Below are 23,295 nucleotides of genomic sequence, written 5' to 3'. Positions count from 1 at the left end.
ATGGTCGAGAGGAGCGTAGTTCAAGATCAGAAGTTGCGTAGGCCGTTGAGCGTACTCAAATTACAGTCCAGGGCGCCGCTGCTCGGGCCGTTGTTTCTGAGGACGACGTTGAGTTGGGTCAGGTTGTTGACCATGTTGCTGTCACCCAGCAGCCGGGTGTTTTGCAGCAGGTTGCCCTGAGCCACTTGCTGCAGGGTATTGCCCTGGTTGCTGTTGGCCAGGATGGCCATCTGAATACCGCCATTGGCGGCGGAAACCGAGACTGTGCCGGCGGCATTACTGCCGGTAATGGTTTGTCCGCTGATCAGTACCTGGCCTTGTCCGGGCACCAGGGCCGGGGCTTGGTTGGTTTCGGTGACATTGATGCTGACGTTGTTGTAGGCGCTGTTGCCGTCGCCGGCGGCGCGCACGGTCTGCGTCACGCCCTGGCCGGTGCCCAGGCCAGCGCCGCCGATCACGTTGCCGGTGCCTGAAGTGGGGGTGCTGCCGTTGCCGGTCTGGCTGATGGTGGTCACATAGAACTGGGGCGTTACCGTGGATTGCTGGATCTGCAGGGTGCTGGTGGCACCGATCAGGTCGCCACTGGCGTTGCGCCAGGTACTGCTCATGACCACGCCGAAGCTGATGATTCGCCCCGGCATCACATAGCGGCCGCGCATTTGCGACAGTTCCGAATCCTGAATTTCGATGGGCGTGAAACCAGCATGTGCTGGAAGAGCTGCTGCCAGGCAGGCGGCTGCCAGCCAGTATGAAGTTTTCATCTGCTGCTCCCGGAGCGTCCTGCCCCCTTTTTATCGTTGTGTGCGCTTCTCTAGAAGAAGTCGCTTTGTATAAAGCCGAAATCCATCAACTCCGCGTCTCGGACCGGGTAGAAACCATCGAGTTTGTTTTTCGCGGTCAGGGGGGCGGGGGGATCGAGCAAGGCGTTGGTCTTGTCGTAGCCCGGGCCGATGATGGCGAACACGATGCCATTCCAGCCTTTGACGAAGTCTTCATGGGAGTAGCGTTTGTGGCCCAGTACCGGGTCACCGATATAGACCCAGTCCTTCTGGGCCCGCTGCATCACCACGAAGTGCTTGTAGCCTCGAATTTCCATCAGTACCACCACCGGAATGGTCACCGCTTCGAGCTTTTCGGGAGGAATCCGATAGCCCCGGGCGCGCATGCCGATACTTTCCGCGTAGCGTTTCATGTCGAGCATCGAGAAGCCCTGGGTCTGGACCAGCTTCTGGTCCGAATTGACCAGCATGCCCTTGATGACTTCATCTTCGGAGACATCCATCCAGTAGGCCTGGCGCAGAATCGTCGCCAGTGCGGCGGCGCCGCAGCTGAAGTCGGTCTTCTGTTCGACGATGTCGCTGAACTTGCGCTCACGAATGCTCTGTACCTGCTTGAAAATCAGGCTGCCGCCGGGAAGTCCGGGAACCGCCATCTGTGCTGCAAACACAGGGCCGCAAAGGCACAGCAAGAGAGTGAAGATCGCAGTTCGCATGATCGTTACGCCTTGTGAGACTGTGGAAAAGCCCCGTTGCCGGGGCTTTCTTTTTCGATCGCGACTACATGCAGGCTTTGCAGCCAGCAGCGATGGACAGCGAGTTGCTTTGTTGGTTGCCCACACCTGCCGAGACGTTGGCGCCGCCGTTGCCGGAGAAGCCGTTCATCGAGCCGGTCATGCTGGCGTTGTTGACCACTGGGTTTTTCCAGCCGTCTTTGGTCAGCACTTGCTGGGTCCAGTAGCCAGCCAGTTCGATCGTGCCTTGTTCTTTGAAGGTGAGTTTTTGATCGTCGTTGCCATGGCCTTTGTTGTCGCCGTAGCCATGACCGCTGCCATGACCGTCGTCGCCTTCGATTTTGCCGCTGCCGGTACCTTTGTAGGTGCCCGAGGCTACGAAGCCACCAGTGAGGGTGTCTTTTTTGTAGGCCTGTACGCCTTTGTTATCCACGACCAGGTTGGTCGACTGCTGGTTGGCCGAAGCAGCCGCAGTCGCTACGCGACCACCGGATACGGCGATGGCCAGGTTGTTTTTCTGTTGGTTGAAGTCGCCGGCGGTGACGTTGATGCCCAGGTTGCCCGAGCCGTTGTTGCCGGAGTTGTTGAGGATTGCGTTGTTTTGAGTCGACGAGTTTTTAACGTAGTTATTGTTGTTGTACTGAGTGGCGCTGGACGCGGCCACGGCGCTGCCGAAGATGAAGTTTTCATCGGCAGTGGCCAGGGCGGCAGCGTTGTCTTGTTGGTTGCCGTCGCCGGCTGCAACGTTGGCGCCCATGTTGCCGTTGGAGTTGTTGAGCGAGTTGTCAGCCTTGCCGGTGTTCAGGGTGCCCTGGTTTTTCACCACGTTGGTGTTGCTGTTTTGCACGTCGATCACTGCCGCCCCGGCCCCGGCGGTGATTTGCAGCAGGGTGTTCAGATCCGGACCCTGATTGTGATCGTCATGGCCATTGCCATGCCCATTGCCGTTGCCTTGCCCGCCTGCTTGAGCGGCCATTGCCATAACTGCAGCCAGTGCGAAAACCAGTGGTTTGAGAGCCATTGTAGGTTTCATGGTGTTTCTCCGGTGCTTATTAGTTGGTTAAGTGTTGGTACTTTCTAATTGCACTGCGTTTGGGTCAGTCAGCGACCCGGATGCTCAGGGTGTTAGCCATTCGGTTCCCCACCCCGGCACTCTGGTTCACCTGAGTCACTCCACGGCTGCCGGTGAAGGCCTGGTCGCTGGTAACGACCTGGCGGCTGCCTTGATGAGCGTCAGTTGCTCCTGAGCTTGGTAACAGCGCCACGTTCTGTTGGGACAGGACGCTGTCGTCGATGCCTTGCGGATTGGCACTGATGCTGATCCGCATGGCGTTGACCATTTGGTTATTGGCGCCGGAGGACTGGTTGACGCCCAGTGCTCCGCCGCCATTACTGAAAGAGTTGCCGCCGATGGTGCTGCTGGCATTGATCGAGCGATCGGCTGGCGTGGTGAGTTTCTGATTGACGCTGGTGCTGGCGCTGGCATTGGTGCCGATGGCGATGGCCCGCACGTTGGTTTGTTGTTGCTGGTCGCCGGCGGCCTGGTTGATGGTGAGATTGCCGGTGTAGCCCGCGCCGGAGTTCTGGATGGTCGAGGTGCTGGTCACCTGGCTGGCCGAGTCGGCCATGGCGCTAGTGCAGGTGAGCAGGGCGATAAGCAGCAGGGACCGGTTCATCTCACTGCCCTCCGATATTGCTCAAGGGCGCCATGCCGGCGCTGATCGAGCGATTGATCGAGTTGGAGATGGAGGCGCCCGAGCCGCCGCCGTGGCCGGCGGACATGCCTGGCAGGCCGTTGGGGTTGGTCACCACATTCAGCCCTGGAACGTGTCCACCGCTGGGCATGATAGTGTTGCGAATCAGCGCGCCGCTGTTGACGCCGGCAAAATCGCCGTCGGTCATTTCACTGCCACCGATGATCCCGTTGATCCGCGCCGAAGGGTTGGCGTTGACGGTGGTGGGGTACGGGTCCGGTTGCAGCGACTGGCGACCGATGGGTTGAGGGTGCACGGTGCGCTCAAGCACAATCACGCCGTCGCCGGCTGCCTGTACGGGAAGGCAATACGCCGCGCTGACGGCACAACCGATCAGCAAGAGGCGGGTCAAACCTTGATTGATATTCCCCACGGCGGCATTCCTTCTTCTGAGCGCTGGCCCTAACCAGAGCGTTGACAGGAAGAGAGCAGGAGCTGTGCCGCTTTTTAATTCTTTCGAGAATTCAAGGCCTTGGATTTTTTTGCCGAGGGTGGCGATCGCGAGTGTTTCAACCCTGAGACAGGTGGCAGGACCGGCACATGGCCATAGGCGGGCCGATGCTCTAGATCAGGGGTTCGCAAGAGGCTGTATCAGTGGCTTAACAGATCCGCGGGCAATCGCGGCGAGCCTTGGCGCAGGCTGATATGGGGGCGGGCACCTGTTTCAGGAATGGACACTTGGGCCCTGTTCGGCGGGAAAATGCGCGGGTCAGGGCTTCAACCGGCGAGCAATTGGCCGACCTCAGCCAGGGCCAGTTGCCGACGTTGCTCCCAATCACCGCCCACCACCGTAAACGGCTGGCGATGTTGCACCAGCCAGTTCCGCGAAGCCTGGAAAAAACCCAGCCGCTGCTCCAGCTGCGGCTGGCAGCGCTGGCCGTCGTCAACCCAGCCCACCTGCTCCGGTGACAGCAGCAGGTGCAGGTCGTAGCGTCGGGCCAGCAGTTCCGGTTCGAGCCAGGGCGGGCAGTCGCCAAACAGGGTCTGGCTCCAGAGCATGTTGCTCAGCAAATGAGTGTCGAGGATCAACAGTTCAGGGTTGCGCGCCCGGGCTGCGTCTTCCCAGTCCAGTTGGCCCCTGGCGATCTGCGGAATATCCGCGAAGCAAGTGTCGCGGCCTTGCTGATCGATGAAATGGCGCACGTACTCGCCGACCTGGATGCCCCCCAGGCGCGCCTGCAGCTCGTTGGCCAGCCAGCTCTTGCCGCTGGACTCGGGGCCGGTCAGCACCACCACTTTCATGCTCGGCAGACCGCAGTAGCGCACCCATCTGCCCGCCAGCTGGCGTTGGCCCTGAGCCAGGCGGCAACGGCGCCGAGCGCAACGGCAAACAGTTCAAGCCCGGGCATGGACATTCCTTGGGAAAATGGAGGAGGGCGCGGATTGTAACCAGAGTGCGGCGCTGCGCGTTAGTCCGAGCGCGGCGAAGGTGGCGGGCAGGGCCCGCCACCGCCGGGACCTAGACGCGGAACTGGCGCAACAGACCGTTGAGCTGCTCGCTGAGCTCCTTGAGGTGGCGACTGGCGGCGCTGGACTGCTCGGCCGCCATCGCCGTGCTGTGGGACAGGCCTGCGGCTTGGGTCACGTTCTGGTTGATGTCTTCGACCACATGGGCCTGCTGCAGGGTGGCACTGGCGATGGAGGCGTTGAGCCCGTTGAGGTTGCGCAGTGCCTGGCCGATGGCATTCAGACTCTGGCCGGCCAGACCGGCCTGTTCGATGGTCATCTGCGAGGCACGGCTGCTGTCGCCAATCACCTTGACCGCGGCTTCGGAATGGTTCTGCAGGCGCTCGATCATCGACTGGATCTCGGCCGTGGATTTCTGCGTGCGTTGTGCCAGCAACCGCACCTCATCAGCCACCACCGCAAAGCCGCGACCCTGTTCGCCGGCGCGGGCCGCCTCGATGGCCGCATTCAACGCCAGCAGGTTGGTCTGCTCGGCGATCGAGCGAATCACCTCCAGCACACTGCCGATCTGAGTGCTTTCCGCGGCCAGGGTGCGAATCACTTCAACCGCCTGGTCGATGGTGCTCGACAGCCGGTCGATCTGTTGCAGGCTGCCGTCGATATTGACCTGGCCCTGTTGCGCCTGGGCCTCGGCATCGCGCATTTCACTGGCGGCATGCTCGGCGTTTTTCGCCACATCCTGCACGCCGTAGGTCACCTCGTTGATGGCGGTGGCCACCAGCTCCATCTGCTGCGATTGCTGCTGGCTGCGTTCCTGGGCCTGGCTGGCGTTGCTGCCCAGGTCTGCCGAGGACTGCTCCAGGGCACCGGCGGACACCTGCAACTGGCTGACCACCAGGCGCAACTTGGCGGTAAAGCCGTTGAAATGCCGCGCCAGTTCCGTGACCTCATCCTGGCCGTGGGTATCGAGGGTGCGGGTCAGGTCGCTTTCGCCGCTGGCGATATTGGCCATGGCATGCACCGTTTCCTGGAGGGGGCGCACGATGCTGCGGGCGATCAGCGCCACCAGCAGGCCCATCAGCAGCGCAATGCCCAGGCCGATAAACGACGCCTGACGGACCTGGGTGTAGAACTCGGCCTGCATGTCATCGATATACACCCCCGAGCCGATGATCCAGCCCCAGGGCTGGAACAACTGGACATAGGAGGTTTTCTGCACCGGCGCGTCCGCCCCGGGCTTCGGCCAGCGGTAGTCGACCATGCCGGCGCCCTTGGTCTTGGCGATGTTGACCATCTCGTTGAACAGGGCAAAGCCATCCGGGTCCTTGATCGCCGAGAGGTTCTGGCCTTCAAGCTTGGGGTTGGCCGGGTGCATGACCATCACCGGGGTCAGGTCGTTGATCCAGAAGTAGTCGTTCTGATCGTAGCGCAAGCCGCGAATCACGCTCAGGGCCTGTTTCTGCGCAGCCTCGCGGCTCAGGGTGCCGGCGGTTTCGAGGCTTTGGTAATACGCCAGCACACCGTTGGCGGTCTGCACCACATGTTGGGTTTTCTGCGCCTTGGCCTGATACAGATCGTTGTGGATCTGCTTGAGCATCAACATGCCCAGGGTCAATAGCATGAGCACCGCGACTATCAGGATCAGCCACAGCCGGCGGCTGATCGATACATTGCGCAAGCTATTCATCATTGCGTCACTCCGATTTGTTGTTCTTGTCATCAATAGTCGCGAGTATTCAGGCACCTTGTCGGCCCGGGGCGCCGAGCCTGTCGGCCAGACAAGGTCGAAGCGTTATTCATGCATGTCTGATAGGATTTCGGCCCCGCAGCGGAAAACCTGAATCCGGCTTGATTTTTCACGGATTTTTCATCGGTTGTTGTTAATCCTATTGCGCGCGCACCACCGCTACGCTCATCGCAGTGAACACTAAAAAAAAACGATCAGGGCCTGCTGCAGCACGGCCTTATGGGGGATTGATGGATCTTTGGACCGCCGCTCAGGCGTTGATACTTGGGGTTGTCGAGGGGCTGACAGAGTTTTTGCCCATCAGCAGCACCGGCCACCAGATTATTGTGGCGGACCTGCTCGACTTTGGCGGTGAGCGCGCCATGGCGTTCAACATCATCATCCAGCTCGGGGCGATCCTGGCCGTGGTCTGGGAGTTTCGGCGCAAGATCTTCGACGTGGTGGTGGGCCTGCCCAGGCAACGCAACGCCCAGCGGTTTACCGTCAACTTGCTGATCGCGTTTTTCCCGGCCGTGGTGCTGGGGGTGATTTTTGCCGACCTGATCCATCAATACCTGTTCAACCCGATCACGGTGGCCACGGCCCTGGTGGTCGGCGGGGTGATCATGCTCTGGGCCGAGCGCCGCGAGCATGAGGTCCATGCCCACAGCGTTGATGACATCACCTGGCAGGACGCGCTGAAAGTCGGTTTCGCCCAATGCCTGGCGATGATTCCCGGCACGTCGCGCTCCGGCTCGACCATCATCGGCGGCCTGCTGTTCGGCCTGTCGCGCAAGACCGCTACCGAGTTTTCGTTCTTCCTGGCCATGCCGACCATGGTCGGAGCGGCGGTGTATTCCGGCTACAAGTACCGTCATCTGTTCCAGCCCGATGATATGCCGGTGTTCGCCATCGGCTTCGTGACCGCGTTTGTCTTCGCCATGATCGCGGTCAAGGGCCTGCTCAAGTTCATCGCCAGCCACAGCTACGCCGCGTTTGCCTGGTACCGGATCGTGTTCGGCCTGCTGATCCTCGCCACCTGGCAGTTTGGCTGGGTGGACTGGGCGGCGGCCAAGCCTTGAGCGAGCCACGGAGCAGTGGTCGCCCCGGGCGCAACAGCGGGACGACGGTCGCGCACCCACGCCTGAAGTGGCTGGCGTTCGCCTTGCTGTGCGGGCTGCCGTTGTTCGGCTCGCTGTCCCTATGGCAGCAGGGGGTATCGCTGCTACCCCTGGTCGGTTATGGGGTCGTCAGCGGCCTGACCTTTGCGCTCTACGGGTACGACAAGCGCCAGGCCCGCAACAACGGCCGGCGCACGCCGGAAAAGGTCCTGCACGCCCTGGAGCTGGCCGGTGGCTGGCCCGGCGCGTTGCTGGCGCAGCAAGTGTTCCGGCACAAGACGCGCAAGGTCTCGTACCAGGCGCTGTTCTGGCTGATCGTGGCGGTGCACCAAGTGTTCTGGATCGACCGGCTGTTTCTCGACGCCGGGCTGTCGAACCTGCTCTAGAGCAGCAGCCCTACCTGTACCCGTTTCGGCAATTTGGCCACCACCAATTGATGGGAGCGCCGCAGCAGCTCTTGCAGCTCGCCGGCGACCAGCGGGTAGGGCGTGTCCATGATCACCCAATGGGCTCGCGCCAAGTAAGGTGCGGGATGGAGCCCCGGGCGGTCGACATGGCCGAGGAACAACTCCTTGTCGACCTTGAACGCCAGGGAGTCGCCCCGCAGGCCTTGCAGGGCGAACATCTTGTTGCCGGCAATGGAAAACACCCGCACGCCACCCCACTTGTAGTCTTCCCGGGCGCCGGGCAAGGCCAGGCAGAATTGCGCCACATCGTCTTCGCTCATGGGTTTGGCTTTCACAGGGTTCGGTCTCCGCAACTCTTGAAGGATTCGGTCAGGTGGTCGATCCAGGACCGTACGGCCGGCAATAACCCGCGGCGATGGGGATAAACCGCCTGCAGCCAGCCGCCCGGCAGCGACCACTGGGGCAGCAGTTGCACCAGCTGGCCAGTTTGCAGTTCTTCCTCGCAGTACATCATCGGCAGAACGGTGAAGCCCAGTCCGGACAGGGTGCAGGCCTTGCGCACGATAAAGTCGTCGATGCCCAGCCGCGCCTCCAGCGCCAAATCAAACTGGGTGCCCTGTTCGTCGAACATGCGCAAATGCACCTGGCGATCGGCTTCCAGGGCGCCGAGCACCGGTACCTGGTGCAGGTCTTGCGGGTGGCTGATGCTGCGCTCGCGCAGAAAGTCGGGGCTGGCGACCATCACCGTCTGTGCCTGGCGCAGGCGGCGAGTAACCAGCAGCGGGTCTTCATCCCCCAGTTCGCGCACACGCAGGGCCACGTCGATGCCCTCGGTCACCAGGTCGACGCGGCGATTGAGCAGCATCATTTCCAGCTGAACATGGGGGTGTTTGCCGAGGAAGGTGCTGATGACCTGTGGCAGGAACTGGTGCGCCAGGCCCACCGGGCAGGACACCCGCAAGCGCCCACGGGGCTCACTGGACATGCTGGCCACGGCTTCGTCGGCCATTTCCGCCTCCAGCAGCATGGCCTGGCAATGGCGCAAATAGCGCTCGCCGACCGCGGTCAGCTTCAATTGCCGCGTGGTGCGTTGCAGGAGGCGCGCATTGAGGCGTTCTTCAAGCTGGGCAATACGCCTCGACAGGCGGGACTTGGGGATGCCCAGCAGGCGCCCGGCGGCGGCAAAACCACCGGCTTCCACCACCTTGGCAAAGTAATAAAGATCGTTGAGGTCTTGCATGACGGGCTCGACTGTTCCACTGATGAGACGAACTATCGCATTTATGCCGACTAATCAGCTATTGGTTTCATCTGTAGGATCACCCCCACTTGATCGCCCGGTGGCGATCCTCACTTGGAGATCCCACATGAAACTGTTGCATATCGATTCGAGCATCCTTGGCGACCACTCGGCCTCCCGTCAGTTGAGCCACAACGTGGTGGCCGCCTGGCAAGCCGCCGATCCATCGGTGGTGGTCACCTACCGCGACCTGGCCAGCGATGCCATCAGCCACTTTTCCGCCGCCACGTTGCTTGCCGCCGGCACCTCGGCCGAATTGCGCGACGCCGCGCTGCAGCACGAAGCCGAGCTTAGCGCTTCGACCCTGGCCGAGTTCCTGGCGGCTGACGCCGTAGTAATTGCTGCGCCGATGTACAACTTCAGTATTCCGACCCAGCTCAAGGCCTGGATCGACCGCATTGCAGTGGCCGGCCAGACGTTCCGTTACACCGAAGCCGGCCCTGAAGGCCTGTGCGGCAACAAGAAAGTTGTGGTGGTTTCCACCTCCGGCGGCCTGCATGTGGGCCAGGCAACCGGCGTCGGTCATGAAGATTACCTCAAGGTCATGCTGGGTTTTATCGGCATCACCGACCTGGAATTCGTCCGCGCCCACGGCCTGGCGTACGGTGAAGAAGTGCGCAGCAAGGCCTTGAACGACGCCCAGGCGCAGATCGAAGAGCAATTCGCCGCCGCGTAATACTTGTGTAAAGACTTAATCCGGGTGCGGTAACGCGCACTAAACTCTGTATTCTGATCAGTGTCGAAAATGATCAGAGTACGGAGTTTTTTTGTTTTTGCCTTTCACGCCTTCTGGCCCAGGTTATGCAGATAGAAGTTCATCGGTCTTTTGCCTGTTCCCCTGCCAGCGTTCGCCAGATGTGTTGCAAGGCCTTGGCTGCAAGGGAGGGCAGGGGCAAAGGGTTTCTCGATCCAGCCGCAAAGGTGGGCGTCCCATGAAACGTCTCAGTGCACTGTTACTGATCTGCCTGCTCAGCAGCCTGATTTCGGTGCAGGCCGCGCCTGCACAGCACCCGCACTGGAGCGTCGGTTATCACGAGATGACCTTTCTCGACCCGCTCGATCTGCAACCCATGCGCGCCATCGCTTTTTATCCATCCACCGGTTACGAGCACAACAGCACGCTTGAGGGATACCAAGTGGCGGCGACCCAGGATGCCAAGGTCGCCATTGGTCGTTTCCCGATGCTGATGCTGTCCCATGGCAATACTGGCACCCCGCTGGCACTGCACGATCTGGCCACCTCCCTGGCCCGCAAGGGGTTCGTGGTGGTGGCGGTGATCCACCCCGGGGACAACTCCAAGGACCACAGCCGCCTCGGAACCTTGAGCAACCTCTATGGGCGGCCGATCCAGATTTCCGAAGCCATTACCGCGACCCTGGCCGACCCGATGCTGTCACCTTTCGTCAATGCCGATCAGGTGGGGGTGATCGGCTATTCCGCCGGTGGCGAAACCGCGCTGATTCTTTCGGGCGCCACCCCGGACCTGGATCGCCTGCGGCGCTATTGCCAGGAACGTCCCGATGACCGGGATGCCTGCAATACCCAGGGTGAACTGATCGTCGATCGCGATGATTTGCAGCCGGTGGCGGATGCCCGGGTGCATGCCTTGATGCTGATGGCGCCGCTGAGCCTCAAGTTCGGTCGCCATACCCTGGCGGGCGTGCATGTACCGGTGCTGCTCTACAGTGGCGACGGCGACAAACTGGTGGCGCTGGACAAGAACGCCGCGGCCCTGGCACGCAAGCTGCCTGTGGCACCGGACTTCAAGCTGCTGGCCGGCGCCGGGCATTTCGTGTTCATGGCCCCGTGCAGCGAAGCGCAATTGGCAGCGATGCCAGCGCTGTGCACCGATGCCGATGGCGTCGACCGCGAGGACATTCACCGCAACCTGATTGCCGAGGCCGGCAAATTCTTCGCCCACACCCTGGGCAAATCCAGCCGCGCCGGGATGCAGACCGCGGATCAGTGAGTCAGGTGTTGGAGCGGCGCTGCAACAGCAGGGTCAGGCCCAGCGCGGTGACGGACAGCAGCGCCGCGCAGAAGAAGATCCATGAATACCCCAGGTTCAGCGCCACCGCCCCCATCAACGGCCCGGCAATCGCCAGCGCGAGATCGAAAAACACCGCATACGCACTCAGGCCCGCACCGCGACTGCTGTTGGGCACCTGCCTGATCGCCTCGACGCCCAGCGCCGGGTACACCAGTGACAAGCCAAAACCGGTCAGCCCGGCGCCGATCAGGGCGTAGGCGGTGGAGGGCGCGAGCCACAGCAGGACCAGGCCCAGGGTCTCGATGCTCATGCAGGCGATAGCGGCCCTGAAGCCGCCGAAGCGGCTGATGGCGGAGATGAACAACAGCCGCGACACGATGAAGCACACGCCAAATACGGTCAGGCAGTAGGCGGCGCCGGTCCAGCCGCGATTCAGGTAAAACAGGGTAATAAAGGTGGTCAGGGTGCCGTAGCCGATGGAGGCCAGGCTCAGGCTGGCGCCATAGGGGGCGATGCGCCCGAACACCGCCCAGAACGGCAGGCGCTCGCCACGCACCACCGGCACCGAGGCTTTGTTGCGGATCAGTACCAGAGCCAGGGCTGCCAACAGTGACAAAGCGATGCCGAGGCTGGCGAAACCGTACTGGTCGACCATCACCACCCCCAGGGGTGCCCCAATGGCAATCGCCCCATAGGAGGCAATGCCGTTCCACGAGATCGAGCGAGCGGTGTGTTCGGCGCCTACCTGGCCCATGCACCAGCTGATGGTGCCAACCCCGATCAGGCCCTGGGCCACGCCCAGCAGCAGGCGCCCGCCGAGCAGGATGGTCAGGCTCAGCAGCGGCAGGCTTTGCAGCAGGGTCGAGAGCAGTGTCAGGCCGCCGCTCAGGAGGATCCCGATCAACCCGTACACAATGGCGCGCTTGGTGCCGACGCTGTCCGACATGCGCCCGGCCATGGGCCGGCTGAGCAGGGTCGCCAGGTATTGCGAACCAATGGTCAGCCCGGCCACCACGGCGCTGAAACCCAACTGTTCGTGGACATAACCCGGCAACACGGCAATCGGCAGGCCGATGCAGAGGAAGGCAATAAAGGTATAGAAAACGATGGAGACGATCTGCAGGGTGATCGTCATGGAGCTGGTGGCAGGCGGCTGTTGCGCAGACATGAGGGCTCGTTCGCGGGCGGGCGGTTGGAGAACCGCATCATGGCGTGGCTGGATAATAAAAGAAAGCAGGCTATCTATTGCTTCGAGCTGGCGTACCACCGTGCGGGAAAAACAAAAAGCCCCGTCACCAGGACAGGGCTTTTTCTTGCAGCTTGCCGCTTATCGAGGCTCTTGCCTTAGATCGCTACACCCTGGCTGCGCAGGTAGTCATCGTAGGTGCCGCTGAAGTCGGTCACGCCGCTTGGGCTGAGTTCGATGATGCGGGTGGCCAGGGACGAGACGAACTCACGGTCGTGGCTGACGAAAATCAGCGTGCCCGGGTAGTTTTCCAGCGCCAGGTTCAGCGCCTCGATGGATTCCATGTCCAAGTGGTTGGTCGGTTCGTCCATGATCAGCACGTTCGGCTTTTGCAGAATCAGCTTGCCGAACAGCATGCGACCTTGCTCGCCACCGGAGATGACCTTGACCGACTTGAGGATCTCATCGTTGGAGAACAGCATGCGGCCCAGGGTGCCACGAACCATTTGTTCGCCTTCCTTGGTCCAGCGGCCCATCCAGTCGAACAGGTTGGATTCGTCTTCGAAGTCCGACGCGTGGTCCTGGGCGTAGTAGCCCAGTTCAGCGGCTTCGGTCCATTTCACGGTGCCGGCGTCCGGAGTCAGTTCGTTGACCAGGGTACGCAGCAGGGTGGTCTTGCCGATACCGTTCGGGCCGATGATCGCGACGCGCTCGCCGGCTTCGACCTGGAAGCTGAAGTCCTTGAACAGGGTTTTGCCATCGAAGCCTTTGGCCATGCGCTCGACAATCACTGCTTGGCGGTGCAGCTTCTTGGTTTGTTCGAAGCGGATGAACGGGCTCACGCGGCTCGAAGGCTTGACCTCGGCCAGTTGGATCTTGTCGATCGCCTTGGCGCGGGAAGTGGCCTGCTTGGCTTTCGAGGCGTTGGCCGAGAAGCGGCTGACGAACGATTGCAGTTCGGAAATCTGCGCTTTCTTCTTGGCGTTGTCCGACAGCAGTTGCTCGCGGGACTGGGTCGCCACGGTCATGTATTCGTCGTAGTTGCCCGGGAACAGACGCAGCTCGCCGTAGTCCAGGTCAGCCATGTGGGTGCACACGCTGTTCAGGAAGTGACGGTCGTGGGAGATGATGATCATCAGGCTGTTGCGCTGGGTCAGGATGTTTTCCAGCCAGCGGATGGTGTTGATGTCCAGGTGGTTGGTCGGTTCGTCGAGCAACAGCACTTCAGGATCGGAGAACAACGCCTGGGCCAGCAATACCCGCAGTTTCCAGCCTGGGGAGACTTCGCTCATCGGGCCATTGTGCTGCTCGATGCCGATACCCAGGCCCAGCAGCAGTTCGCCAGCGCGGGATTCGGCGGTGTAGCCGTCCATTTCGGCGAAATCGGTTTCCAACTCGGCCACGGCCATGCCGTCTTCTTCGGTCATTTCCGGCAGCGAGTAGATGCGATCGCGCTCAGCCTTGACCTTCCACAGCTCTTCGTGACCCATGATCACGGTGTCGATCACGGTGAATTCTTCGTAGGCGAACTGATCCTGGCGCAGCTTACCCAGACGCACGTTCGGTTCCAGCATCACCTGGCCGCCGGATGGATCCAGGTCGCCGCCGAGGATCTTCATGAAGGTCGACTTGCCGCAACCGTTGGCACCGATCAGGCCATAACGGTTGCCGGCGCCGAATTTGACCGAAACGTTTTCGAACAACGGCTTGGCGCCGAATTGCATCGTGATGTTAGCTGTGGAGATCAATTACTTTACCTATCAATAGCTTAGAGTGCGCTTGTTTCGGCTGGGACCAATTTGGGACTGATATGGAGCGATTCGATTTCGCTCCAACCCGTACGTTGAGTTGATCCATCGCGCATAAGTCGAGAGCAGCATCTGCACGTTATGGCCGAGCTGCTGGGAGATGAATGCGGGGGTTCATGCCAGACATGGCGCGCATTGTCGCATAGGTGTGACGACAGTTGTATGGCGGTCTGCACCCTCCAGTCTCTTGACCACCCCCTGGGCCCATGAAAGCATCCGCCGTCTTTGAGCTACTACCTATCGCCACGGAACGGACTGCCAGCCATGAAAATCACCTCCCTCGCCATGACCCTGGCTGCACTCCTGCTGAGTGCGAACTTGCAAACGGCCCACGCGGCATCGGAACTGATCGGCAAGCGGGTGCAGAACACCTATGACGTGACGCTTTACCTTGACCCGGAAAAAGGCCTGGCCTACGCGATGAAGGACTGGAAGTTCCTGCGCTATCACTACAACCCTCGGCAACTGAAAATCAGCTATGCGATGCAGAACGTGGAGGCGCAGCCAACCTCCACGCCGGCGGAGCCGGTGGTGATCGAGATGGCCGTCAAGAGCGACCGTGAGCTGGCCAAGCTGAAGCTGAGTGAAGAAGACCAGTGCTACGAAGCCTTCACCGAAGTGCTGGGGCGCCTGGTCGACGCTGCGGCCGAGGCCAAGAATCTGGAGGATAAGCAGTACTTCCACCTCGCCGAGGTGATCACCCTGGACGACAAGAAGGTGCCCGGCGCACCGGGTGTGATCACCTGCAAGATCCCCGACCACGGTTCCATCTATATGTACGCCCGAGGTCAGGTCAGCGTTAAGTGACGGACCAGGCTGTGCGGCCCCTCAGGAACGGCCCCGATAAAGGACGATGCACATGGATATTGGATTGGCCCATGAGATCGAGGCCGCAGAACGGCAGTACTTGTGTGCTCGGGTCGAGAATCTGCTGAGGATCGAGGGCAACCCCTACGGGGCCAGGGTTTTCTCCAACGGCGCCGCGGCGTGCTTTTACGTGCAGGCCACGCCGAGCCCGATGTTCAATCGCATCTACGGCGACAATCCGGGGGAGCCTCAGGCCGTGTTGAGTTTGCTCAAGGCATCGGCAGCCTATTCGACCGTCACCCCGCTGATCGGAAAAGCCCCCGCGATGCAGCCATACGCCGAGCTGGCCGGCGCATCCCTGGAGAAGTTGAAGGGCTGGACGCATTTGCAATTTGCCTGCGCCATCGACAACGGGGTCGCAAACCGTCACCCCTTTGAGATCGAAGAGGTCACACCGCAGACGCTGGCCGAATTCGCCGAGGTTCATGCCGGCGGTTTTCGCACCAAACCGGAGCTGCGAGAGCTGTCTCAAGCTTCTTTTGCGGGGCATGGGCCGGATGAGCGCATGAAAATCTACGTGCTCAAAGCCCAAGGCCAGGTCGTGGCGGGTGCCTTGATGTACCTGGCCGACCATGGGGTTGCCTACCTGGGAACGGCCGCCACCCGCAAAACCGCGAGGGGCGCGGGCTATCACGGCGCCCTGATCTCCCATCGGATAGAGCAGGCCAGGGCCCATGGTTGCCGTGTCGTCGCCGCGACGGCGCTGGCCAACTCGCAAAGCCGACGCAATCTGCAACGCGCCGGTCTGATGCCGTCCCATGCCCAAGCGCTGTACCGCCTGGCTGATACCTGAGGCCGGCCGCGAGTTGAAGTGGAGGGGGGCGACCGCCATTCAAGGCCTTGTCATCCCCCAGGGCCCACTCAGTGGTTGCTGATGTATTCCCTTTTCTGGCCGTCGTAGACATAGGTCACGTTGTCGGCGGCAGCCAGGGGGCGGGTGCTGTCCGGGCCATCGAAGGTGGTGCCGCTGAGCGTGACCTTCACCTGCGGCATCGGGCCCTGGCCGTCGACAAAACTCAGTTCGCCCTTGCTGAAGGTGCAAGGCATCACGGCGCCCTCATCGCACGCGGCCGAGTTGTCCTCGCCGGTGCGCACCTGGCCGATAAAGGTCCAGATCCAGCCGTTGTCATCCTCGTTTTTCTTCGGATTGAACACGAACAGCGTGTAGCCGTTGAAGATGACGCCGCTGTCGAAGGTCGAGGTCGGTACGGCCAACAGCAGGCGGCCATCGGCTGTGCGGTGTTCCAGGGCAGGGCGAGCGGGGTCGACGTCCTCGGGCTTTTCCCGGGCTCCAAAGAAACCGATCTTGCGTTCGATGTAACGCAAGGTATAGGCCTGAGTCTGGCCCGGGTGAGTGCGCTCGAATGTCGCCTCTGCCAGCCTGACCTGGACCTCGGGTGCGGCGAAGTCCTCGCCCTGGCGGGCGGCATTGTCCCGGGTATGCCAGACGAACGCGGTGTAGTAGTGCTTGCCTTCGAGGTCGAGCTCATGGCCGTACCAGAAAGTCGCAACGGCACCGTCCTCCAGTTCCCCGGTGTCGGCCTGATCGTCGAACTGGATGTTTTCCATCACGCTGAGCACTGCACCAGGGGGAATCGGCGCGTCCTTGGCCTGGACCAGTGCAGGCGCTGCCAGGGTTATTGCGGCCAAGACCCAACCGGCCACTATCTGACCCAGGCCAGCGTCCTTGCGCGACTGTGGCGCCATCTTGATTTTCATCGTTTCAACATCCTTGTAGAGCCTGTGAAAAGCCTGGGGCAGCATCAGTCCCTGGACCAAAGCCGCTGCCTATTGGGTGAGGCGCGATCATATAGGCAGGGTTTTATAACCGACAAGATGCTGGCAAATGGCAATTGTGCGGTTGCTGCGGGCTGACAGGGTAGGGGCTCTAGCGGTTATCAGAAAACTAGCTAAGCAAGTTAGCTATATGCTAATTTGCTGGCCCGTTACCCTCGGCCGTTGATTTCATCATGCCTATCTCGCCACGCTCATCTGCGCCATTGACCACCGAGGACCCACGCGGCCTTCGGATTGCCAGTGATCCGGTCGGGCAACAGCTGCAACAGATCGCCATCCTCACGCGCAAGGCGGCGGGCCATTTGGGCACGTCGTTGGGCATCAACCAGACCGACGTAGCGGCACTGGAGCACCTGATTACCGACGGCCCCTTGCCACCGACCGAGCTTGCAACGCGCCTTTCAGTGACCACTGCCGGCATCACCCAGGTCATCGACCGGCTGGAGCGCGCCGGGCACGTGATCCGTGAGCGCCAGCTCAACGACAAGCGCCGGGTACTGGTGCGTCCGGTACCGGCCTCGGTGGCGCAGACCTATCGGCATCTCGCGCCAATGCTCGACGGCCTGGGCACGGTGCTGGGCGCGCTGGAAGGCCAGGACCGTGCAGTGGTCGAGGCGTTTCTGGAGCGAGTGATCGAGGTCTACCGCAGCACCTTGCCGGGCACTGCCCAGCCAACCCTTGAGCACCGGGAGCCGTGATGAAACCGCAAAAAATTCTTGTCACCGGTGCAAGCATCGCCGGGCCGGCATTGGCCTATTGGTTGTCCCGGCAGGGCATGGACGTCACCGTTGTCGAAAGGGCGCCGGCATTTCGCGACGGTGGGCAGACCGTCGATGTGCGTGGCGCCGGGCGCGTTGTCGTCCAGCGTATGGGCCTGGAGGATCTGATTCGGGCTAACGCGACTCAGGAGCAAGGCATCGCCTTCGTTGACCAGGGCAACCGGACCAAGGCGTTTATTGGGGTGAACGCCTTCGACGGCGAGGGGCCGATAGCTGAGCTGGAAATTCTTCGTGGCGAACTGGCCAAGCTATTGATCCAGCGCAGCGAGGACCGGGTCAGGTACCGATTCGGCGACAGTATTCAAAGCATCGAGGACGATGGCCGACAGGTTCATGTGCGCTTCGAGCAGGGCGATGAGCAGGTTTACGATCTGGTCATCGTGGCCGAGGGCATTGGTTCGGCGACGCGCAATCGGGTGTTCGGCGATGAGGTCCGGCGCCGGCCACTGGATGTGTATACCGCCTATTTCACCGTGCCCCGGCAGCCAAGCGACGGTCAGGTCATGCGCTGGCACAACATTCCAGGTGGCCGCTGTGTCTGTTTGCGCCCGGATAACCTGGGCACCACGCGGGCTTTTCTGTCCTTTCAGCAGGCCCCGAACGGGTACGAGAAACTTGCCCATGACCAGCAGATAGCCTTGCTCAAGCAAAAGTTTGCCGACGCGGGCTGGGAGACACCTCGCGTGCTGGCGGCGCTGGATGAAACAACCGACCTTTACCTGGAAGCGGTCGGCCAAGTCAGGATGCCCCGTTGGTCCAAGGGGCGCATCGCGCTGGTGGGGGACGCGGCCTATTGCGCCTCGCCCATCAGCGGCATGGGCACCAGTCTGGGGCTGTGCGGCGCCTATGTATTGGCCGGGGAGCTGGCTCGTCACGTCGACCACACCCAGGCGTTCGCCGCTTATGAACAACGGATGCGGCCTTACGTCGCCCAGGCGCAAAGTGTGCCCAAATTCGCCCCCAGGTTGGCGTCGCCCCATTCACGGCTTGGCATCGGACTCGGCCATGCCGTGCTGAGGTTGGCAACCGCGCCTGGATTCAAGACATTGCTCGGCAAGTTCCTTTCACCCAAGGCGGACGCCATCGACTTGCCAGACTATGACGTGCAACAGCAAACATAAGTCCTTTGGTCAGCCTCGGACCGGCCGGTGCTGCAACTGGATTGACCTCTATGCCTGATAGGTAGCAATCGATGATTGATGAAGTGTTGATAGTGGATCTCTTTGAAGCCGGCAACGCCCTGGTTAACGGCGATGCAAGTGCAATGGAGCGCTTGCTACCACGTCTGAAAAGAAGCGAGTCATATAACGATGTGCCCATGTTGTTTTATGTGGGTGACTCTATCGAGAGCCTTGAGTTTCTGGCGGCGAATGACGTTGATCTGTTTCAAAAAAGTGATCTGGGAGGAGGCAATCTGCTGCATCGAGTGGCGTTGGAACATGACGATCCGGTGTTTGAATGGGTACTGGCCTGGTACAGAAAACACAACAGGGTCGATCAAGCGGATGACCATGGAATAACCGTGCTCTCCATGCTTCTGAAGTTCGGCCACATCGAGCGTGTAAAACGATTGATCGACAATGGGGCCAGTCTTTCATCTGCCGCCCGCAACGGGCTGACCCCTGCACGACAAGCTGTTATTTGCATGGAGCAAGAGTGGGATGCAATGGCGGGCCTTGAACTGATCCTGAGCCATGGACTCATCCTGGGCAGTGAAGAATTGGAATATTTAGCGCAAACCGCGCGAGCTATCAGTCGGCCCACACTGGCGCGGTGGATTGAAGAAGATCTACTTCCAGCGGCGGCGCTTCAATTGCGCAAGTAGCGAGTGGAACATGGCCGAATACAGTCCTCTAATGCACCTTCGGTACTACGACTATTTGCCCGGGTGCACGCTCTTTGGTCTCGTTCGGCCTGAATACAATGGACGTCGTTAGTTGCGGCTGTAATTCTGCGATTCTGCCCTTCGAGGGTGATCTTCAACGATAAGGAATCTCGGAATGCTCGGTTATTACGCGCAATACAGTCAGCATTACATCACCAGCCTGATGATCGTTACTACGCTGTTTTTTGCCCTGCCGATATTTATCGCGCCCATTGCCTGGGCCCGGGCGATGCGCTGGACCATTCCTGAACACCAGCATCTGGCCATTTATTTTGGCCGCTGCCTGGGGGCTTTTATTCTGGTGGTGGAAGTTGCCATGCTGCGTTCCGCGACCACTGGCACCAGTTTCAGTTATGCCTTCGATATTCTGTTTGTGGTCTTCGCCTTGATGTTTGTGGTGCATGTCTACGGTGCGGTGAAACGCATCCAGCCTATTACCGAAACCCTGGAAATCGGTTTCTGGATGATTCTTTTCGTGCTTAACACGCTGTTCTATCCGGCGACCTCCATTACCCTTTGAGAACCGCTGATCAAGCGTGCCTAACCGATCCGTAAGAGCAGGGGGGCGCCCATCGATTTTCAGCGGTTGATACTTCAGTCCAGCGCACTTTCAACTGATTCGGTGCGTCGGCAGAACAGTTCGAAGCTGGGGGCCAGACAGCGTGCGTCCTCGAAACCCAGATTGCCCGCAGAGGCCACGAGTACAGGGTATTCGGCGTGGGGAGCGGGTTCGCGCACATCCAGCACTGCAAAGTTGCCGGCCCCATCCAGCCCCAGGGGGATCGCCTGGGGCATGTACTCGGGGAACTGGTAAGCCAGCAGGAACTCGCGAACCTCTCGGGTTCCAAAAAAACAGAATTCCATTTCGCCCTGGGTGACCAGCCCGCCATTGGACCATGCCAGAAACGCCAGCCAACTCGTTGCCGGAGACGCGCCGGGCATCGGCCAGGCGCTGGGGTCTATCGGCGTCCAGCTTGAGTGCAGGCCGTGACTCACGGGCCAGGGGTTACGCTGCGCGTCAAGGATCGAACGGCGCTCGTCGGCCTGGATCGGTCGCGACAAGTCGGCCAGCAACTGGTCGATCTCGTCCCGCGTGGCTGCGGGCTCGCGCTTGAGGTTGGGCAATAGCGAGTGCCAATTGATGTCCATCGCGAAAACTCCTGGGGGCGGCCTGGGAATTGGCCAGTCACTGAATCCGTCTGCGGCACCGCCCGTCGGGATCCTCGACACCCATCTTCAAGGACCACGGGGGCCGGCGGCGAATGTGGCATTTTGCCGCGAAAAACAACACTTGTTATATGGATATTCCTGTCTAGCCTATCCATCGGATTGACTGAATCCACGTATTTAAACATGACAACCAGCCGATAGTTCACGCCTCTATCGTCGGCGAGTTACGCGCTTTAAAACACACAGTCCCAAGGCAGAAGGATCTGCATATGAATATCGATTGGCAAGGTGCGAGCGATGTCGAGTCGTTGTTCGGTTCATTAGTCAACGAACAGGTCAATCCCTATGCCCTGGAACGTGATCGCAGTTCCACTCCGATTCCGGATGAAGTATTCAGGTTGTTTGCCGAGCGCGGCGGATTCCAACTGGCACTCCCACAGCGTTATGGCGGCGCCGATATAGGCGTTGCGCAATGGGGCAGTGTGCTGGAGAAGCTCGGGTACTTGTCCAGTGATATGTCTTTTCCATTCCTGTTGTCGGTCAGGATGTCCTTTATTCTTTTTCTGGCAGCGGTCGGCCGGCGCGAAGTGGTAGCGCCTTATATCGATCGACTGGTGGCCGGGACTAGCATCGGTGCATTTGCCTACACCGAAAACGCCGACGCCTTTTCATTCGTGTCCAATGCACGGCATGACCCGGACAGCGGGTACTACCTGCTCAATGGCGGAAAACCTTACGTCAGCGGCGGGCGCACTGCCGATCTGTTCGTGGTGTTCGTGCGCAGCGACACCCGGGACCTGCAAGTCTTTCTGGTGCAGCGCAGCGATCCGGGAGTCAGCACCAGCCCCATGAAGATGAGCGGTGTACGGGCCTTGGGCACGGTGTACCTGACCCTGGATAACGTGCGGCTCAACGAGAGCCGCCTGCTGGCAGGGACGGATGGCCTGGCAGTCGCGCAACGCTACTTTCTCAACTGCCGGCGTTCATTGCAGGCCTGTCCGTTCCTCGGGCATGCCCGGCGCGTGATAGAGCAAACCATCGGCTACCTGCAACGGACCATTCGCTACGACGGTCGCCTGGCCGAGATGCAACATGTGCAGGCAGTGGTCGGGGAGATGTATATCGCCCTGGAGTCGGCCCGCTCCGTTGTCTATCGCTCGTTGTTGCGGCAAGTAAACGGGGACACCGATCCCTATTGGGATTCCCTGTCTTCCGCTGCCAAGCATTGCGCGGTGGAAAACATCACCCAGATTGCGTTGTCCGCACTCAAACTTACGGGCGGCTGGGGGTACACCGAAGAAAGTGGCATTGGCCGCGCACTCCGCGATTTCACATCACTGTTTGCCGGCGCCGATCCGCAGGAAAAACTAGTGGTCGATTTGGGCATCAGGAAGTTGCACGAGTTTGACCTGTTGAGCCAACAGCTGACTAACCAGGAAGGTGAATGACATGAAATTCAAACTGTCCGGAAATCTGGCGCGCTTCGTTGATTACAAGCGTGAACTTGAGATTGATGTTTCTGCCGCCAACACGGTGAATCAGGCCGTTCAGGAACTGGTCAAGCACTACCCCAACTTGCAGGAAATTATTCACGATAAAAACGGTGATATCAAAAAGGGCTATCTGATCTCGTTGAATGGTCAGAAAGTGGACCTGACGCAGCTGGATAACCGAGTGAGCAACGATGGCTGCATCGATATCTTCACCGCTGTGGCGGGAGGCTGAGGCCATGGGCGAACGTCCTGTAGCCGTGATGCGGCCGATTGACCCGACCTTGTTCAACCCGTTGCAGTTTCAGTCCCGGTCGCTGCTCTCGCTGTGCAAGAGCAGCATGTGGTCCTGGTTTTCCGAACGCCTGGATATCTCGTTTCCGGGGCTGATCCGTGAGCACCACCAGAGCCTGGTGGCGGTCGAGGCGGATGTGGATTACCTGCGTCCTTTCGGGATGTTCGACAGTGATTGGTTCCAGGTCTCGGTGGAGCAGGTCCGTCTCAGGCAAGACAACACGGTGCTGGAGATTTTTCATCAGTTTCAAGCGGACGGTGGGGTGTTTGCCAAGGTCAGGATGCTCTGGCGCTTGCTGGAACTCGATGGCGATGCGGCCTTGACCGGGGTTCCCGGGCAATTGCGGGGCAGCGTCCTGAAACACCTGCTGCCGGCCGAGGTCGATCCCGGGCGCGAGCCGCGGTATGTCGATGCGCAGGTGGCGTTGATCGAGGACGAAGGGGAGCGCGTTGCCGGGGCCGAGTACCGCTTCACCCTCTATCGCCACCTGTGCGAGGTGGCGGACCAGTGGTGTTTTCTCGAGGTGCCGGGCCTGGCATCAGAAGGGCGGGAGCGCCTGGTGGATGCCCTGGTCGATGACCCGCTGGCCCTGCGCAGTGGTTTGGGCAAGCCGTTGCAGGAGGTCCTGGTCAAGTTGTGTTGCCCCTTTTACCTGTTCGATGAGGGCGAAGTGCGGACCACGACCTTTATCCATCACGGCAACCCGGTCTATATCCACCGGGTCATCAACCTGACGCGCGATAACCGCCTGGCGGCGGTGGTCATCGAGACGTTCTAGGCGCGCACGCTCGGGTGTTCGGCC

At 60.6% G+C, this 23,295-nt stretch carries 26 protein-coding genes and 1 pseudogene; 13 read left to right on the top strand and 14 right to left on the bottom strand.

Annotated features, from left to right (window positions below):
- Nucleotides 1–26: 26 nt before the first annotated feature.
- The 7 genes from fapE to AC19YX_RS01455 form a co-directional block, all read right to left on the bottom strand.
- Complete coding sequence (gene fapE / locus AC19YX_RS01485; protein WP_500605500.1) at nt 27–761, bottom strand: fibril amyloid subunit FapE; 735 nt, start codon at nt 759–761, stop codon at nt 27–29.
- Nucleotides 762–811: 50 nt separating this feature from the next.
- Nucleotides 812–1,492, bottom strand: a complete 681-nt coding sequence (fapD, locus tag AC19YX_RS01480; RefSeq protein WP_500605499.1) for a fibril amyloid maturation endopeptidase FapD — start codon at nt 1,490–1,492, stop codon at nt 812–814.
- Nucleotides 1,493–1,556: 64 nt separating this feature from the next.
- Nucleotides 1,557–2,543 carry an amyloid-like fimbrin subunit FapC gene (gene fapC, locus AC19YX_RS01475; RefSeq protein ID WP_078472196.1) on the bottom strand — a complete coding sequence of 329 codons (987 nt, stop codon included), beginning with the start codon at nt 2,541–2,543 and terminating at the stop codon, nt 1,557–1,559.
- Between the two features lie 64 nt (nt 2,544–2,607).
- Nucleotides 2,608–3,186 carry a fibril amyloid subunit FapB gene (gene fapB / locus AC19YX_RS01470; protein WP_500605498.1) on the bottom strand — a complete coding sequence of 193 codons (579 nt, stop codon included), beginning with the start codon at nt 3,184–3,186 and terminating at the stop codon, nt 2,608–2,610.
- 1 nt (nt 3,187) lies between these two features.
- Nucleotides 3,188–3,637 (bottom strand): functional amyloid chaperone FapA, encoded by a 450-nt coding sequence (gene fapA / locus AC19YX_RS01465; RefSeq protein WP_078472198.1) that lies wholly within the window; start codon nt 3,635–3,637, stop codon nt 3,188–3,190.
- A 344-nt stretch (nt 3,638–3,981) separates the two neighbouring features.
- Entirely contained in the window at nt 3,982–4,506 is a 525-nt protein-coding gene (locus AC19YX_RS01460; RefSeq protein ID WP_500606127.1) for an AAA family ATPase, read from the bottom strand.
- A 217-nt stretch (nt 4,507–4,723) separates the two neighbouring features.
- On the bottom strand, nt 4,724–6,358 hold the full coding sequence (locus tag AC19YX_RS01455) for a methyl-accepting chemotaxis protein (protein ID WP_043229803.1): 1,635 nt from the start codon (nt 6,356–6,358) through the stop codon (nt 4,724–4,726).
- Between the two features lie 290 nt (nt 6,359–6,648).
- Between AC19YX_RS01455 and AC19YX_RS01450 the strand changes: the two genes are divergently transcribed.
- Together AC19YX_RS01450 and AC19YX_RS01445 are read left to right on the top strand one after the other, a co-directional pair.
- Nucleotides 6,649–7,479, top strand: a complete 831-nt coding sequence (locus AC19YX_RS01450; protein ID WP_500605497.1) for an undecaprenyl-diphosphate phosphatase — start codon at nt 6,649–6,651, stop codon at nt 7,477–7,479.
- Nucleotides 7,476–7,904 (top strand): DUF1294 domain-containing protein, encoded by a 429-nt coding sequence (locus AC19YX_RS01445; RefSeq protein WP_078472201.1) that lies wholly within the window; start codon nt 7,476–7,478, stop codon nt 7,902–7,904. The genes AC19YX_RS01450 and AC19YX_RS01445 overlap by 4 nt, the downstream gene beginning before the upstream one ends.
- On the opposite strand, the gene AC19YX_RS01440 is transcribed toward AC19YX_RS01445, so the two are convergent.
- Both AC19YX_RS01440 and AC19YX_RS01435 read right to left on the bottom strand, forming a co-directional pair.
- Complete coding sequence (locus AC19YX_RS01440; RefSeq protein ID WP_500606126.1) at nt 7,901–8,245, bottom strand: MmcQ/YjbR family DNA-binding protein; 345 nt, start codon at nt 8,243–8,245, stop codon at nt 7,901–7,903. The genes AC19YX_RS01445 and AC19YX_RS01440 overlap by 4 nt on opposite strands.
- 11 nt (nt 8,246–8,256) lie before the next feature.
- A complete protein-coding gene (locus tag AC19YX_RS01435; RefSeq protein WP_078472203.1) occupies nt 8,257–9,165 on the bottom strand; it encodes a LysR substrate-binding domain-containing protein in 909 nt (302 codons plus the stop codon).
- Between the two features lie 127 nt (nt 9,166–9,292).
- Here AC19YX_RS01435 and AC19YX_RS01430 point away from each other — a divergent pair, with 127 nt between their 5' ends.
- Both AC19YX_RS01430 and AC19YX_RS01425 read left to right on the top strand, forming a co-directional pair.
- On the top strand, nt 9,293–9,901 hold the full coding sequence (locus AC19YX_RS01430) for an FMN-dependent NADH-azoreductase (protein ID WP_020298079.1): 609 nt from the start codon (nt 9,293–9,295) through the stop codon (nt 9,899–9,901).
- Nucleotides 9,902–10,157: 256 nt separating this feature from the next.
- Entirely contained in the window at nt 10,158–11,195 is a 1,038-nt protein-coding gene (locus AC19YX_RS01425; protein WP_500605496.1) for an alpha/beta hydrolase family protein, read from the top strand.
- 1 nt (nt 11,196) lies between these two features.
- On the opposite strand, the gene AC19YX_RS01420 is transcribed toward AC19YX_RS01425, so the two are convergent.
- The 3 genes and pseudogenes from AC19YX_RS01420 to AC19YX_RS01410 form a co-directional block, all read right to left on the bottom strand.
- The gene (locus AC19YX_RS01420) at nt 11,197–12,384 is read right to left on the bottom strand and encodes an MFS transporter (RefSeq protein WP_500605495.1); all 1,188 of its coding nucleotides are present in this window, start codon (nt 12,382–12,384) and stop codon (nt 11,197–11,199) included.
- 176 nt (nt 12,385–12,560) lie between these two features.
- Complete coding sequence (locus AC19YX_RS01415; RefSeq protein ID WP_078472206.1) at nt 12,561–14,150, bottom strand: ABC-F family ATPase; 1,590 nt, start codon at nt 14,148–14,150, stop codon at nt 12,561–12,563.
- A 20-nt stretch (nt 14,151–14,170) separates the two neighbouring features.
- A pseudogene (locus AC19YX_RS01410) lies at nt 14,171–14,382 on the bottom strand (hypothetical protein); the annotation flags it as partial.
- A 92-nt stretch (nt 14,383–14,474) separates the two neighbouring features.
- On the opposite strand from AC19YX_RS01410, the gene AC19YX_RS01405 reads away from it, so the two are divergent.
- Both AC19YX_RS01405 and AC19YX_RS01400 read left to right on the top strand, forming a co-directional pair.
- On the top strand, nt 14,475–15,017 hold the full coding sequence (locus tag AC19YX_RS01405; RefSeq protein ID WP_500605494.1) for a hypothetical protein: 543 nt from the start codon (nt 14,475–14,477) through the stop codon (nt 15,015–15,017).
- A gap of 52 nt (nt 15,018–15,069) precedes the next feature.
- On the top strand, nt 15,070–15,870 hold the full coding sequence (locus tag AC19YX_RS01400; protein WP_201130848.1) for a GNAT family N-acetyltransferase: 801 nt from the start codon (nt 15,070–15,072) through the stop codon (nt 15,868–15,870).
- 68 nt (nt 15,871–15,938) lie between these two features.
- On the opposite strand, the gene AC19YX_RS01395 is transcribed toward AC19YX_RS01400, so the two are convergent.
- On the bottom strand, nt 15,939–16,796 hold the full coding sequence (locus tag AC19YX_RS01395) for a hypothetical protein (RefSeq protein WP_500605493.1): 858 nt from the start codon (nt 16,794–16,796) through the stop codon (nt 15,939–15,941).
- Nucleotides 16,797–17,047: 251 nt separating this feature from the next.
- Between AC19YX_RS01395 and AC19YX_RS01390 the strand changes: the two genes are divergently transcribed.
- From AC19YX_RS01390 to AC19YX_RS01375, 4 genes are all read left to right on the top strand, one after another.
- Nucleotides 17,048–17,572, top strand: coding sequence for a MarR family winged helix-turn-helix transcriptional regulator (locus tag AC19YX_RS01390; protein WP_201130850.1), 525 nt, complete (start codon nt 17,048–17,050; stop codon nt 17,570–17,572).
- Nucleotides 17,572–18,774, top strand: a complete 1,203-nt coding sequence (locus tag AC19YX_RS01385; RefSeq protein ID WP_500605492.1) for an FAD-dependent monooxygenase — start codon at nt 17,572–17,574, stop codon at nt 18,772–18,774. Before AC19YX_RS01390 ends, AC19YX_RS01385 begins: the two co-directional genes overlap by 1 nt.
- Nucleotides 18,775–18,845: 71 nt before the next feature.
- Entirely contained in the window at nt 18,846–19,478 is a 633-nt protein-coding gene (locus AC19YX_RS01380; RefSeq protein ID WP_500605491.1) for an ankyrin repeat domain-containing protein, read from the top strand.
- Between the two features lie 175 nt (nt 19,479–19,653).
- Nucleotides 19,654–20,058, top strand: a complete 405-nt coding sequence (locus AC19YX_RS01375; protein WP_500605490.1) for a hypothetical protein — start codon at nt 19,654–19,656, stop codon at nt 20,056–20,058.
- Nucleotides 20,059–20,132: 74 nt separating this feature from the next.
- Here AC19YX_RS01375 and AC19YX_RS01370 read toward each other — a convergent pair whose 3' ends face one another.
- Complete coding sequence (locus tag AC19YX_RS01370; RefSeq protein ID WP_500605489.1) at nt 20,133–20,687, bottom strand: hypothetical protein; 555 nt, start codon at nt 20,685–20,687, stop codon at nt 20,133–20,135.
- A gap of 290 nt (nt 20,688–20,977) precedes the next feature.
- On the opposite strand from AC19YX_RS01370, the gene AC19YX_RS01365 reads away from it, so the two are divergent.
- Genes AC19YX_RS01365 through AC19YX_RS01355 form a run of 3 tightly spaced genes read left to right on the top strand, consistent with a single transcriptional unit; the run spans nt 20,978 to nt 23,271 of the window.
- Complete coding sequence (locus AC19YX_RS01365) at nt 20,978–22,156, top strand: acyl-CoA dehydrogenase family protein (RefSeq protein ID WP_500605488.1); 1,179 nt, start codon at nt 20,978–20,980, stop codon at nt 22,154–22,156.
- A 1-nt stretch (nt 22,157) separates the two neighbouring features.
- On the top strand, nt 22,158–22,433 hold the full coding sequence (locus tag AC19YX_RS01360) for a MoaD/ThiS family protein (protein ID WP_201130854.1): 276 nt from the start codon (nt 22,158–22,160) through the stop codon (nt 22,431–22,433).
- Between the two features lie 4 nt (nt 22,434–22,437).
- Nucleotides 22,438–23,271: a hypothetical protein gene (locus AC19YX_RS01355; RefSeq protein ID WP_242487472.1), complete on the top strand. Its 834-nt coding sequence runs from the start codon at nt 22,438–22,440 to the stop codon at nt 23,269–23,271.
- Nucleotides 23,272–23,295 lie beyond the last annotated feature (24 nt).

It is taken from the genome of Pseudomonas sp. MF09150, from assembly GCF_059862355.1.
Note: the sequence above shows the minus strand (reverse complement) of the source record. Positions and strands in the feature narration are given on the sequence as shown.